Source organism: Nostoc sp. 106C, assembly GCF_002154725.1.
Classification (GTDB): domain Bacteria; phylum Cyanobacteriota; class Cyanobacteriia; order Cyanobacteriales; family Nostocaceae; genus Aulosira.
Genome location: NZ_MTAW01000148.1, coordinates 1 through 14,639, shown reverse-complemented (window position 1 = coordinate 14,639; position 14,639 = coordinate 1). Strand labels below are relative to the sequence as shown.

Below are 14,639 nucleotides of genomic sequence, written 5' to 3'. Positions count from 1 at the left end.
TCTATGCCCTATCCCTTATGCAGCAACCTTTATAGGTAGGTTGTCACCCTCTGAGAGCAGTTTCAGCCAATAAGAGCGCGAAAAATTTCGGGATACTGCGAAGCTTTGGTGCGTGCCTCAGTACGCGCTCTGCCAATCCCAGGAGTGGCAAGTAGCTCATCAAACTTCTGCGTGAGTTTTGCAATGATAACATCTGCGGCGCGTTCACTGTCTTGGGCGATATACCATCACATATCAGCCAGATCGCCTTTTGCCTGCTGCTGATTTTCTCAATATAGTGAAATGCGGTACTGATGACAAACTTAACAAAGCCATAAAGGCAGGTTGAGCCTTATCTGTTCGACCCAACCTACACATATCTTTATGTGTGTTGCAATGACTAAGATGGTGAGGGAACTTCATTCTTGGTTTCTGGAGTTGCTTCAATAGCGTAGGATTCGTTTGATTCAGCGAGTTCTGCTTTTACCTCTGCGATCATATCTTCCCAACTTTCACCAAGTTCTGCTAACGCCCCTCTGCTTTTTTCATAGGCTACCATGCTTCCTTTAATCAATGACTTGGCAATTGGTTTTCCAATTCCGGCCACCATTGGCAAGAGCACAGGGGCAAGAAGTACTGCTCCTATTCCGGCGATGACACCAGGAGCACCAGCATCCTCAACAAATTCAACAATTTTAGGTGCCATAACCACTACCTCCATTCAACCAGAGATGTACGATTTTTAACCTTACCTTAACGACGCTGGTGTACGCTCCTGCTGAGGATAGATCGTTACCGCATCACACTTTACGATTTATTACATTGATAATGTTGTGTGAGAAATTTCTGTCGCAGGAGATAGATACCTCATGTGTAGGATTATTATTATACATTTGGGTTTTGAAGGCACCACTGGACTTAGATTACACTCGTGGATTGGAGAAGTCACCACTTCTGTTTTTTATATATTTAATGTTTAAAAAATTAATGGTGGGAAGTGCCATCGTACATCACTGGCGGTGGTGTACGATGGCGCTCTAAAAACTGTAGGACTTCAAAAGTAGAACAGAATAGTTGGGGTACATTCTCAACGATTAATACCCATTTTTCTTCATCAACTATCCGCAACTTCCATCGTTCTTGACGATTGTGAGGGAGTATCAGGGACTTTCCATAACTATCAACTTCGCATGTAAAACCCCACGCTTTTGCTTGTTTTAGTATTATCTCTTTCGTCATTTTTCTCAACGTTTTTTTACACCATGCGATGAACCGTTCTGCGTTGATAAATACAAAAAATTGCATTGATTGAGCTTTCAATGCATGAATGTAAGAACAAGCATAATATTAATATTGAATTAAACTTAAGTTAACTCTCAATAGAAGTAAGCCTGTTGTCTGTGTACATGTGCAAAGTCTGCACTCGTCCAGTGAGTTTGTTCATTTCTGCCCGCGAAGATGATTATTATTTCTACGGTCTGCTCATTGAATTCGCAGATGAATGGAGTTTATCAGTGACCGCTGAACACGCTTACGCCTCTGCTTTTGGATATATCTCTTAAGATAGAAGATTGCCCCCTTTATCGTTAAAAACTTTTGTAACATTTGCTAATTGTCAACTACATATATAGACATATATCTATAGAATTATATGGGTTAATCAAGAATATCGAGGGGTTAGTGAACACCTAAAGGAAGGATTTATGACGGAAGATCTTCTCACGCCCATACATTCCTTTGGCAATGAGCAAGAAGTTATTTTGCACGCGCAGATGAAAGGGTTCTATTATGGGGATTCTTTAGCGGTATGCAATATTAACCTTCCGATTTACAAAAATCGTATTACCGCGTTTATTGGGCCTTCTGGTTGTGGCAAAAGTACGTTGCTACACTGTTTTAATCGTCTCAACGATCTCATTCCTCACACTCGCCTTGATGGTGAAATTCATTTTCAAGGCCGCAATATTTATCATCCTCAAGAAGATGCAGTCGTACTTAGACGACGGATTGGCATGGTCTTCCAAAAGCCGAATCCGTTTCCCCAGTCTATCTACAACAACATTGCGTATGGTCCGCGGCTACTGGGTTATCAAGGAAACATGGATGACTTAGTAGAGCAATCATTACGTCACGCTGCGCTGTGGGATGAAGTCAAGGATAAGTTAAAAAATAACGCCACAAACCTCTCCGGAGGGCAACAGCAACGATTGTGTATTGCGCGTGCCCTTGCGGTGAAACCAGAGGTACTGTTGATGGATGAACCATGCTCTGCACTTGATCCATTATCTACACTACAAATTGAAGAGTCAATGCAGCATATCAAAGAGCAGTGCACGATTGTCATTGTTACGCATAATATGCAGCAGGCAGCGCGAGTTTCTCAGATGACTGCATTCTTTAATGTTGAAATGCTTGAAGAAGGACGTATTGGTGAACTCGTGGAATATAATCCCACTTCTACCATTTTTAACAATCCGACCAATGAAGTGACCGAACAATATGTGAGTGGTCGTTTTGGTTGAATGTTCAGCACTAGTATTTACTTGACACGTGCGTTCGGGATGAATAGTTATTGTATTGAGCTACTTGACAAAAAAATAAGGAATTACTTTTTTAAAATAACTCCTCATTCCGAATTCACATTAATGAAAAAACTGAACTGTATCGTTTTATCGTTTCATCTGTCTCTTGACTTAAAAGAGCAGGGAGATCTGGGTCGGCTCTTGAAGTTGGGGAAGAAAAACACTTTCATGTATGGTAATGAAAATGTTTTCATCGGGGCTGCTCTCTGCCTTTATTTGCGCCTATAGCCACTAGCTTTTAAACGTAAATGTAAGCGTAAGTAACAAGCACGATCTTGTGACTTGAAGGATTTACATGTACGTAGATTCAGCTGTCTCAAAGAAGACGCGGTAGCGTGGTGTGGTTGTGCTGTGGTGACTAAATGTAATGTGTGTTCATGCGACTGATGACGACGTAGAAGCCATTTTTGGAATTCTACGCTCCAAAAAACTACGCTACTGACAATTAAACAAACAATTAAATCAATTCCTGATAAAGGTAAAGTTGCAAATAGTTTTTGGAAGAAAGGAACGTACACTACTATTAACTGTAATCCGAATGTGAAAATCACTGCTCCAAACAGTGGTTTGTTGGAAAGCAAACCAATTTGAAATAGTGAGTTACGTTCCGAACGAACTGCTAAGGCATTGCCCATCTGAGATAGGATGAGGGTGGTAAATAGTATGGTTTGCCAATGAGGATTACCTATTCTCCAATAAATATAGCTTGTACCGAGAGACACTAAAGCCATCAACAATCCAATCCACATAATATCTCTGCCCATGCCCCGAGCAAAGATGTTTTCGTGAGGAGGATGAGGCGGACGGCTCATAGTGTCTGGGGAAGCTGGTTCTACACCTAAAGCTAAGGCTGGTAAACCATCGGTCGTGAGATTAATCCAGAGAATTTGTAGTGGCAACAGTGGTAATGGCATTCCCAACAAGGGAGCCACGAGCATTACCCATATTTCCCCAATGTTGCTGCTCAACAGATATTTGATGAATTTGCGAATGTTGTCGTAAATGACACGCCCCTCTTTCACCGCAGCGACTAAGGTGGCAAAATTATCGTCTAGCAACACCATGTCTGCTGCTTCTTTGGCGACATCTGTCCCCCTAATTCCCATCGCTACACCAATATTAGCGGCTTTAAGAGCAGGTGCATCATTAATACCATCCCCAGTCATGGCAACGATATGTCCTTGTCGTTGCAAAGCTTGGACAATTTCAAATTTATGTTCGGAGGAGAAGCGAGTATACACCGATACATTTTCTAGAACGTTGAGCAACTCTTCTGTCGATAATTGCTCTAATTCATCACTCGTAATGACATTATTATCAGCAGTGATACCGACTTCATGAGCAATAAATCGGGCTGTGAGGGGATGGTCGCCTGTAACCATGAGCGGACGGATACCCGCTTGTTTACAGGTGAGTACGGCATCTCTAATTTCTGGGCGGGCAGGATCGTTCATACCTACCATACCGATAAAAATTAGATCTTGCTCTGTTTCTTCCCAATCTTGGTGATCTCGCAATGGTCGGAATGCTGCACCCATCACCCGTAAGCCCTTTTGTGATAGCTGAGCGTTGGTTAGGGAAATATGTCTGTGCCAAATCTCAGTCAATGGCTTGGCTTGACTGTTAATCCAAATATGACTGCACACATCTAATAGCTTATGAACGGTACCTTTACTAAAGGCAATGTAGTTAGGACTACCTGTTTTTTCACTCCAACGCCACAGGGTCTCCAACGCGCAGGGAATTCTGGATGCGAGCGCGGGGAATTTATGGATAGTGGTCATCCGTTGGCGTTGGGAATCGTAAGCGAGTTCACCGATACGGGGAAATACATATTCTAGATCGCTTTTCCACAGCCCTTGTTGAGCAGCAGCCATGACTAAAGCTCCTTCGGTGGGATCGCCAACGGCACGGAAGTAGCGCGGTTCTTCTTGGTCTGGTTCTAGCACCGCGTTGTTGCAAAGGGTACTACTCGCTAAAAGTAAGGAGATTGCCGGGGGTTGACTAAGTAAAAATGGTCTTTCCCGATTGCTTCCTCCGGCACTGGTTCGCATTTTGGTAGTTAAATCTACACGTTGTCCGGCTACATCTAATATACTGACTGTCATCCGATTTTCAGTGAGAGTGCCAGTTTTACCAGAGCAAATCACCGTCACCGATCCTAATGTCTCTACCGCAGGTAAATTGCGAATTAATGCCCGTCGTTTGAGCATCTGCCGCGCACCAAGGGCTAAAGCAATGGCGACTACCGCAGGTAAGCCTTCTGGTAATGCTGCCACAGCTAAAGTAATGGCAGTCAATAGCATTAACTGTAAATTTTCTCCCCGTAGTATGCCCAAAATTACAACTAAAGCTACTAGTCCTAAGGAAGCTAATGCTATCGATTTTCCTAATTGATCGAGGCGCTTTTGGAGTGGAGTAGGTTCCACTTCTGTAGCTTGAATTATCGAGGAGATTCGCCCAATCTCAGTGTTCATGCCAGTCTCTGTAACTACAGCCTGACCACGACCATAAGTAACAACCGTGTCCATGTAAACCATGTTGTGGCGTTCGTGGAGTGGGAGGTGTTGCTCAAGTGTTTGGGGATCTTTGTCTATGGGTTCTGGGATACCTGTCAAGGCTGATTCTTGAATTCGCAAACCCGTGCTAAGAAGTAAGCGGCAATCGGCAGGTACAATGTCTTCTGCCTCTAACTGTAATATGTCTCCCGGTACTAAATAGCGAGCAGAAATTTCTTGCCAAACACCATCACGGAGTACTTTGGTACTGGGAAAAGATAACTTTTTCAGAGTAGCGATCGCTTTTTGCGCCCGGTACTCCTGACTAAAACCCAAAAAAGCAATCAGTACAATAATCGTAATAATCCCAACTGCATCTTTGTAATCACCAAGAAAAGCTGAGGCACATGCAGCGATGAGCAAGATTATGACCAACGTATCTGTTAGTTGCTGCCAAAGAATTTGCCAAGGTTTTTTCAATCCCTGCTCTACTAATTCATTAAAACCATATTTCTTTAAACGAGCACTGACTTCGGTTGCACTCAATCCTAAAGAGGTATCAGTTCTTAATTGTTGTAGAACTTCTTGTGGATTTAAGTTGTACCAAATATTCATACCGCGCCTCCTTTGCTATGACGGTGTAAATAATTTAGAAGCGAAGAGGGGAATTGGAAGTTGTACACTTCATAGAAAGCAAGTATGGCAACCAAATCGATTTAAGGCATACTAATGTGCCGCAGATGATCGTTAAATCAACTGACTATAGGTAAGCACACTTGCAAGGATAAACAAACCGCAAATTAACATTTTAAAATGCGATTTTATCTAGAGATGTAAGTTACTAATTGTTATTAGTGGCAAATTACAGAAAGGAAAGAGGACTGATATGGAGATACAAACAGGAGACACTGTGAAGGTCTGCAATAGTTTGACCTGTCGTGTCTTTCTTTGTTTGCATCAATCTCTCCTGATATTTGATTAAATTCTGTAGTTGAGTTGCAATCAATTTTAACTACTACCTTTGAGTTATTTCGTTTTTGGATAGAGTTATATTTCCAGGTATTACTGAAATTCTGCTCTATTTTAGAGAATATTTAGTCAGCCTCACACTTACTCTTAAGCATGATTTTCCTGACAATTTATAAAATTTATTCTACCTACTTCGTCGTAGACTGGTGTGTTCGATTACAGCTATATATGCCTTGGCGTCGGCTATAATCTTTGCAAAGTTTTCACTCACTGTTGCACTCGCTTGTTTGCTTTTTTCGTAAAGGGTGATTCTATTTTTGATAGAAGTCTTATTGAAGAGTTTCCCAAAACTTGCTATTACCGTTAGAGCAAAAGGCAGAATCACTCTATCCATTTTACTAGGAATACCAAAGTGTTCAACTAGCTTTTTTAGGTTAGGTGTAACTTTGGATAGCATAGTTTTTCACCCCCCTGTATTTATCCAATCAGTTAATCTTATCACCATTGAAATAATAACTAGGATTATTAACAATAGTTGACTTTCTCCCGCAGCCTACTCAGGGGATCGCCTAAGGATTTCCAGAAAATAAAAGCCATTGCCGTCGAGGCCCGCGTTTCGGGGCTACTGCGCCTAGATATTTTGGCTTTACCAAAAGAAATAATTCGCCAACAGTCCCTTCGCTATTTTCTTCCCTACTTTTGGAGGATGGCAGGCTCATAGCAATAAACCAGATTTGAATTACTAAGTTCTATGGTCTAGCTATGAAAACTATTGCAAGGATAATTGGCTCTGCTGTTACTATGACCATTGTTGGTCTTGGTCTTCGACTCTTGACAAAGAGGTTAAGTTGGTATGGTAATTTACCGGGCGATATCAGAATTGTCAGTTCTGGCTCCAAGGTGTATCTCCCGTTTACCACTCTGTTTATCCTCAATATTGGCTTTAGTTTATTGATGCGGTTGTTGGATGCGCTCGCCAGATTTGCTCTACCCAATCGCCGTATGCGGGCAAGATATGCGTAGTGAACTACCTTCAGTAGGTAACTTGAAGCGAAGGCGGGCTTGCACACCGCTTAACGCTTTCAAGAGGTGCGATGAGGATGGGCAGTGAGATATTCGTGTTGCCGCCTACAAGGTTGGCAGCCCGCCCTCATCGCCGCTGGCGCTCACCTCTTGAATGTGCAAGCCCTTGGATCTGTAGGAGGAGCATACGTTGTTTACCCTGTGATTGTCGAAGTAAGCGAAACACTTCATGAAAACGTTTTCTAGGCGATCGCCTACGACTTCTGCTTTTTTGCTTGCTGGACTGCTGTCCTATCATCTTTGGATAACTTCAGAAATTATGGGGCTTTCTCCTGGAGCGGTGCACACTGTTTGTTCCACAAACCCAAACGCATTGCGGTGAGGTGAGAACGTTGCTTTAATGGACACAAATGCCGGATGCCCCTGGTCTCCCTCTGCCCTTGGGTTATACCGAAAGGTTTTTGGAATCGCTATTCATGCTCATGGGGATTGAACTAGCAGTCCCGGATCACTCTACCCTATCCCGGCGTTTAAGCAAGTTGTTGGTGGAATTACCAGTAATTCCAAAGGGTAAGGCTGTTCATGTAGTGGTGGATTCAACTGGAGTAAAAGTGTATGGTGAAGGTGAATGGAAAGTTCGCACACATGGGGTGAGTAAGCGACGCACATGGCGTAAGCTGCATTTGGGAGTTGATGAGGGAAGTGGGGAAATTCTGGCGGCAGTAGTAACTACTAATGATGTAGCAGATTGTGAGGTGCTGCCCGACCTATTAGACCAGATTGCTCAACAAATAGAGCAAGTATCTGGTGATGGTGGTTATGACACAAAAGGCTGTTATGACACTATTGCCGAGCGGGGAGCGAAGTCAACAATTCCACCTCGTAGCAACGCCAAAATTCAACAACACTCCAACACTCAAGCACAGTCTTATCCTAGAGATGAGAATCTGCGTCGGATCAATCAAGTTGGACGCAAACAATGGAAACAAGAGTCTGGTTATCATCACCGTTCTTTGTCTGAGACTGCCATCTTTCGACTTAAAACCATCTTTGGTGCCAAGTTGAGACGACGCTTTTTTGATAACCAGGCTGTCGAGTTATTTCTGCAATGTGCTGCGCTTAACCGCATGATCCAGTTAGGTAAGCCCGACTCTTACAAAGTCGAAGACTAATTCCTATCCTTACTTCGGATTGGTGTGTCCTTTTTTCCTTTCATGCAACAAAGCCCTTAACAGGAAAAATCAGAAGCTAAAATACTATCTCAAAATCATTGGTAAGGATACCGTATTGTTGTACCCCTACCAAAGGAATGGTATTAGTCTAAGGCGATCGCGCGAAATCCGAGAAAATTAATTCCGGTTATTAGCCATCAGCATCTTTGTCTTTATTTTCTGTTGATTTAGCGTTAAGCTTGAACACCTCGTTATCATCATCCTCTTCATCTTCTACCTTCTCACGGAAACTGGTTTTAGGTCTAGGCATCAAACTATCCTCACCTTTAACACTCTTCCAAACCATTTCATTGAGCAACTGTTCTGGCGCTCGATCTTCTTGCGAGAAGTCTATCGACTTTGCTTGAGAAGCTAAAGGAGCATCTACTGGATTCTTTTCATCTAAAGGTTGAGTTGGTGTTATGGCTGTATAGGAGGCTAAATTTGGCTTGTCAGTGAAGCTGTTAAGCATTGGCGTAGCTGCTGCATCAAACTGAGTCATTGGTGAAATGCCAACAATCTGCTCCATAGTCCTGAGCATTGAAGATGTGCTGTAGAAAGTAGAGTCAACCTCACCCGTTTGAGTATAAGGGCTGATCACTTGGGCAATCGTGCGATGAGCATCAACGTGATCTGGACCATTTTGGGCATCGTCCTCAACCACAAAAATAGCTGTGTCTTTCCAGTATTGAGAATGGGAGACAGCATCTACAAGCTTACCAAGAGCTAAGTCATTATCTGCCATATAAGCTCTCGGTGTTGGAGCATCAACTTTTGTTCCTGATGTATGGTCGTTAGGAAGGCGGACAAACTCAACATTAGGCAGTTTTCCGTTTTCTTCGTAATCGTGAAACTCCTTGAGCCACTCGTCAATTCGAGTTTGGTCTGAGATACTCAAATCGTAGCCTGGGAAGTTAAGGTCTGTCCTAGCAGCAAGTTCTGGCTCTGTGGTTTCGCCAGTAGTGGAGTTAGTAGCGACTTTACCATCGAAGACTCGGAAACCATAGTTGCGGTAGTCAATGCCAGCATCGCTGAGTTTATCCCAGATAAAAGCATCCGTTGGATCTTTTCCTGGTGATGTAGCGTAATTCCCACCCTCAAAGTCATAGGGTCGATTCCGTCCAGGGCTAGAGTAATTCGCAGGCCAGTTTTTCTGCACGTAGGTATTTGCTAAAGCACCAGTAGACCAGTTCCATCCATCAGCTGAAACCTCAGCATCAGCGTAGAAATTATCTAAGGTGACAAATCTTCGTGCTAGTTCCCGTTGATTTGGAGCTGATTCATCACCAAACAGATTCAAGCTAGGATCGCCATTACCTTTTCCCAAGCTACCAAAGACTTGATCGTAGGTGCGGTTTTCTTTAATGACATAAATCACATGCTTAATTGGCGAGGGATCGCCAGGACGCAGAGGAATTACGTTTTCGTCCGGCTCGCCTGCAACTCGAATTTTACTGCCTTCATCAAAGCCGTTATTTTTAATTACCTGCTGTGTGTACTTCTCTAACTTGCTCTGATCGGACACGTCAATTATTGAGAGTGACCCCTTAATCATGGAACCAACATACTGGCTTGGTGGCGATGATGGTTCTCGATATGGGTTGGGGCCGTTGAGATTAGGCCCTGCACCCAGCCCTTTGGCATTGATGACATCTAGTTCTTTGCCATCAGCAGAAAGGGCAACGCCTGTGGGATACCAAGCTGTGGGGATTAAAGCTGTAACTTTGTCTTGGGCTTGTTTATTTCCTAAGTGAATTACAGCTACATCATTGTTTGTGGCGTTGGCAACATAGAGTGTGCTGCCATCTGGAGAAACTGTTAAAGCATTGGGGCTACTGCCTGTCTTAGCACCAGGATAAGGAGATAGGTCAATTGTCCGGATAACTTTGTTGGTTGTTGTGTCAATCACAGAGACGTTATCGCTATCGGCGTTAGCTACATACAATTCATCGTTTTTGGGATTTAATGCCATAGCATTAGGGTGTGTGCCAACTTCAATGGTTTTACTAACTTTTGGAGTTGTACTATCCAAATCTATGACTGATACAGTCAATTCACCCCAATTGCTCACATAAGCTGATTTACCATCCTTGGATAGAAGAATTGTGTAGGGATTATGCCCTATAGGAATAGTTGCAGTGACATTTTTGCTAGCCAAGTCAATTATTGATGCCGAGTCTCCTAGATTGTTAGCGACATACAAGCTTTTGCCATCAGGCGAAATGGCTATACCAGCAGGATAAAGATTAATATCCTTACCATCTGGGGTTTTTGGTAGAGGTAGCTTAATTGGGTCGGTTTCGGTGAGTTTTTGTCCCTGGACATCATAAACACGGATTTTATTGTTACCTCCTGCCGAAGCATAGGCATGTTTACCATCAGGACTATAGGTAACACCAATATATAATGCCTCTGGAGCGTCGTAGGAAATTGTCTGAATTACTTTTCCTGTTGCTCTATCAACGACCATTAATGATTGTGTTGATTGGCCATCATTGCTCACAAGTAAAGTTTTCTCATCAGGACTTTCTGCAATTCCATAAGGGCGATCGCCAAGTTCCACTTGCTTACCAGCAGGAGTCAATAACCAACCTTGAGTATTAACTGCTGTTCCCTGTCTTGGCCCAGGGAATGGGCGATCGGGAGCAGCAGCTAGATTATTGTCATTAAAATCTGTCTTTAATCCCACAGTCCGACCAGCAAAACCAGCTGCATCAAAGTATTTAGTATCACCCACTTGTTGATAGTTAAGGTAAGTACTAACACCATCGTCAGTTGGATCGGACTTTAATATGCCTGTGGTATGTGCAATATTGGCGGGACCTCCTACTAGAGCTTCATTTAACACTCGTCCAGTCAAGTCGCCATTCTGGGGAATATTAAATCCCAGAACCTTCGCCATTGTTGTAGCGACATCAGCATTGCTCACAGGTGCTAAATCAGTGTATCCGTGCTTAAAGTCTGGTCCAAACGCCAGCATATTATTGTAGGTATCACCCCGACCAAAGCTACCATGCATCCCTTGACCTTGCTGCAAGCTAGTATCGGCAATTTCTACCTCTGACCCGACAGGATTGTTCTCATCTGTAGCAAAGGTCTTAAAGTTCAGCACGATCGCTGGTGTGGGTAATGCTGTCGAACCCTTGAGATTAATTGAACTTAGAGGTAAAGTTCCGGGAATTGAGCCGAATTGATCGTCTACAAAGATGCCACTGGTGTAATCTTGTTTGCTGAGAAAATCCACCACTTTCTCAACGGTTGCTTGGTCTTGGTCTGGGACATAAATCAGGTCTGAACCGCCGTTAGCTGCAACTACTACTTTGGCATCAGGCTTATCCTGAATCAAACCGCTACCACCAATCAACCCATTACCAGCCTTTGGACGCTGACCTTGGGTTGCATCTACTGAGGTATATCCTTTGGCATCACTAGTACTGGTGTCTGGGTCGTATAAGGGTAGGTTCAATTCGTGAGCAATATCAATTGCTACAAACCCATTGGGTAAGAAACCAGGATTTACTCCGGCATAAGTTTGTGAGGAAGCAAAGTCACTGACTTTAGTGCCTTGATTATCAAGCAGTTGCCTGCTAATGGTAGAGAAACCGTGGTCAGAGGTGATAAAAATGTCGGTATTGCTTGCTAATTGGGGATTACTCTCAACATAATCTAGAATTTGCTTGAGGTTATTATCAGCATTTTTCACTGCCTCTTTCGAGGTGGGTCCGTTAATTCCTGGTGTTAGACTGTTAAGGCTATCACCTTGGTTGTGCTGTGTACCATCCGGGTCGCGTGACCAGTAGACCATCGCAAAGGGTTTAGCTTGCTCTTGGAAGTAAGGTAGAAGCACTTTGGTAGTAGCATCGACAAAGTATTTTTGTTGAACAGTGTTAGCTGCTAAGGTTCCAGGAGTAGTATTGTTGCCAGAGTTGCCGTTGTTGAGTGGATCGCCAGCAGGTACACCATTACTGCGATCTGGAGTAGTTGCACCTACACCTGCATTCACTAAACGTTTGGTGATGTCAGAACTCAAGGGAATACCACCTGTCTTACCAGTTGAATCATCAAGAACGATCGTGTTTGGTACTGGTACTTTGCCATCCTCTCTAGGATTGCCTTGGGTGACATCTTGAATCAGTGTTGGGCCGAGTTTGCCAACTGCTGCGGTGTTGTATCCGTTTTGGCGAGCATACGCTAGCAGTGTTTCTTCATTTAGGAAGTTACCAACGAAGTGTTCATCAATATCGCCCAGAATTGGATCGTTTTCAATGAATGGTGTGGGTGTACCAGTTCCGCCAGTAGGAGATACAGGATAGCCAGTATAAATGGTATTGCTAAAGTCACCAGTATCACCAGGGTAATGTCCTGTAGCGATCGCTGAAGCATTAGGAGTGGTGAAGGTAGGAAACAGTGAATGGCTATTGACGAAGTTTACCCCTTCTTGGCGAAGATTGTATATTGTTGGCGCATCTTCAGGATTGATTGAGCTAGGACGCAACCCATCAGCCACAAATATAATTGCATTTCTACCAGAACCAGAAGAACTGTGACCTGGTATGGATTGCAAATCCGAGCTACTACTCAAGTTTCCATTGCTAATTCCTAGAGGGTGATCTGTCAGGCTATTAGCAAAATTTTCACCCGATAAATTCATACAAATTACTCCAATACATTAGTGTTTAGACCAGATAAAGAATGCACATCTTTACAGGTAAATTCAGCTTGGTTTTTCAGAATTGATGTTCAGAATCAACAAAGCCAAAATAAATTTGAAATTTTCAAATTTATTTTGGCTTTTTAGGCAGATTATTGGTGATAATCACCTATATTAACTACCGAAAATGAGTGTAACTTAATTAATTACTTCTCCAAAAAAAGGTAAGAATAAGGAAACTGGATATCGAGATGCAACCCAATTTTGGAGTAATAATATAGTGACAATCTCTGAAGAAATATTTCCGAGCTAATTACAACTTTCTTAGCCTGATTGCTGATGTTTTTACAAAGTAAATAAACTACAACTCTCAACTTAATAGAGCAGACAGATTTAATAAGTAAAGTCCAGTAAAACTTCGATTAAATTTAGTTTAAGAAGTAAGAAATGCACCGCTCAAGGATTATGATTCTGCAATCCTAACACTAATTATTTATTAATAAAACTTAATTATATTATAATCAATATATTTCCTAAGGAGGAAGGAAAAATGTTTAGGATAGCAAGCCAAAAATATCTAACAGTTATCATTCAAAATAAATGACCTAAAATGACCTAATACGTGAGTATGAGAACATTCAATATAACTACTTTACTTAAGAATAAATTATATTAAAACTGAAAGATTCTAATTTAGAATGGAAAACTACTTTTATGTGGTTAAAAAAGCTTCTGATTTATGATATTTACTGCATGTTAATTAGGCATCTCGGCTCAATACGCACATCACCTTTGTGTTGTTACTGTTACTTTCTATACTGCGACCACCACTGTTTCAGTTGTATCCAGAAACCTTGCTTTTGCTTATCGTTCTTTGGTTTCTCTGTGGTCTCGTTACTAGAAGCATCTCCAAAGTATTTCTCTTTTGCAGAACGACATGTATTCTGGCAGCGTCAATCTCTTCTTGTGACCTGCCACCCATAGTGTATGTAACGTCTAAGTACATCGGGTGATCGACCTAACGGAGTGCATTTTTGTGTAAAGATTCTTGAAATAGGTCGCCTTCGGCTGCCTAGCCCTTCAAAACAACCTACCTGTTGTAGAATCAAGCACAGATCTAGCTCACCAAAATTAGCCACTAATGGTTGATCGACACGAAGATACCTTGGTCATACTTGCTAAGAACATTGAAGTGGAAATGCATCGTCATCATGCGGTTCAGCTTGTTGTGAGTTTAGACAAACCATACAACGCAACATTGGATGATCAAGAAATTAAATCAGTACGAGGATTTCTAATTGATTCAGACATTCCTCATGCCTGTCAGTCAGCAGAATCTACAGTCTTGGTGATTAGTGTCGATGCAACTTCTACAAAAGGTAGGCTGCTGAAGCAGCAATTGTCGAAGCGAACATTTACTTTGATTGATGAAATATTTTCTGCCGAAGCTATTGATCGCTTTTCAACAGAAAGAAGTGCTATCGCGTGACCGCTCTGCGAGTTACAGAAGCGGGATGAACGATGAAGCACCGAATGCAATTCAGGTGGCAGATCGCTTTCATCTACTGCAAAACTTAGCTGAAGTATTGGAGCAGGCTTTGGGGGCACAAGGGAAAGCGCTCAAGGCGATTGATACTGCCCAACGATTAGCATCGGTCATCGATACAGTAACCCTGTTCTGTCACTTTCCGGAGTGAGCTAGTAGTAAATAAGTTAAATTATCCAG

The 14,639-nt window shown here is 42.5% G+C and carries 10 protein-coding genes and 2 pseudogenes; 6 read left to right on the top strand and 6 right to left on the bottom strand.

What is annotated here, in order from left to right; all coding sequences use genetic code 11:
• Nucleotides 1-379 precede the first annotated feature (379 nt).
• Entirely contained in the window at nt 380-685 is a 306-nt protein-coding gene (locus BV375_RS23135) for a DUF5132 domain-containing protein (RefSeq protein ID WP_086764735.1), read from the bottom strand.
• 278 nt (nt 686-963) lie between these two features.
• Complete coding sequence (locus BV375_RS23130) at nt 964-1,218, bottom strand: hypothetical protein (RefSeq protein WP_086764732.1); 255 nt, start codon at nt 1,216-1,218, stop codon at nt 964-966.
• A gap of 533 nt (nt 1,219-1,751) precedes the next feature.
• Here BV375_RS23130 and pstB point away from each other — a divergent pair.
• Nucleotides 1,752-2,501 (top strand): phosphate ABC transporter ATP-binding protein PstB, encoded by a 750-nt coding sequence (gene pstB, locus BV375_RS23125; protein ID WP_086764730.1) that lies wholly within the window; start codon nt 1,752-1,754, stop codon nt 2,499-2,501.
• 272 nt (nt 2,502-2,773) lie between these two features.
• On the opposite strand, the gene BV375_RS23115 is transcribed toward pstB, so the two are convergent.
• The 3 genes from BV375_RS23115 to BV375_RS37760 all read right to left on the bottom strand — a co-directional run bounded on the left by BV375_RS23115 (nt 2,774) and on the right by BV375_RS37760 (nt 6,747).
• Nucleotides 2,774-5,674 carry a cation-translocating P-type ATPase gene (locus BV375_RS23115; protein ID WP_086764722.1) on the bottom strand — a complete coding sequence of 967 codons (2,901 nt, stop codon included), beginning with the start codon at nt 5,672-5,674 and terminating at the stop codon, nt 2,774-2,776.
• A gap of 538 nt (nt 5,675-6,212) precedes the next feature.
• Nucleotides 6,213-6,485, bottom strand: coding sequence for a DUF5132 domain-containing protein (locus tag BV375_RS23110; RefSeq protein ID WP_086764719.1), 273 nt, complete (start codon nt 6,483-6,485; stop codon nt 6,213-6,215).
• A 112-nt stretch (nt 6,486-6,597) separates the two neighbouring features.
• Entirely contained in the window at nt 6,598-6,747 is a 150-nt protein-coding gene (locus BV375_RS37760; RefSeq protein WP_208099174.1) for a hypothetical protein, read from the bottom strand.
• A gap of 43 nt (nt 6,748-6,790) precedes the next feature.
• Between BV375_RS37760 and BV375_RS23105 the strand changes: the two genes are divergently transcribed.
• The 3 genes and pseudogenes from BV375_RS23105 to BV375_RS23100 form a co-directional block, all read left to right on the top strand.
• Entirely contained in the window at nt 6,791-7,051 is a 261-nt protein-coding gene (locus BV375_RS23105) for a DUF2905 domain-containing protein (RefSeq protein WP_086764715.1), read from the top strand.
• 84 nt (nt 7,052-7,135) lie between these two features.
• Nucleotides 7,136-7,297, top strand: a complete 162-nt coding sequence (locus BV375_RS37110; protein WP_166507509.1) for a hypothetical protein — start codon at nt 7,136-7,138, stop codon at nt 7,295-7,297.
• 203 nt (nt 7,298-7,500) lie between these two features.
• Nucleotides 7,501-8,223, top strand: a pseudogene (locus tag BV375_RS23100) (IS5 family transposase); the annotation flags it as partial.
• Nucleotides 8,224-8,413: 190 nt separating this feature from the next.
• Here BV375_RS23100 and BV375_RS37755 read toward each other — a convergent pair.
• Nucleotides 8,414-12,913 (bottom strand): alkaline phosphatase family protein, encoded by a 4,500-nt coding sequence (locus tag BV375_RS37755; RefSeq protein ID WP_208099173.1) that lies wholly within the window; start codon nt 12,911-12,913, stop codon nt 8,414-8,416.
• A gap of 1,141 nt (nt 12,914-14,054) precedes the next feature.
• On the opposite strand from BV375_RS37755, the gene BV375_RS23085 reads away from it, so the two are divergent.
• Together BV375_RS23085 and BV375_RS36185 are read left to right on the top strand one after the other, a co-directional pair.
• A complete protein-coding gene (locus tag BV375_RS23085; protein WP_208099172.1) occupies nt 14,055-14,402 on the top strand; it encodes a hypothetical protein in 348 nt (115 codons plus the stop codon).
• Nucleotides 14,386-14,505 (top strand): annotated as a pseudogene (locus BV375_RS36185) (transposase); the annotation flags it as partial. The gene BV375_RS23085 and the pseudogene BV375_RS36185, both read left to right, overlap by 17 nt.
• Nucleotides 14,506-14,639 lie beyond the last annotated feature (134 nt).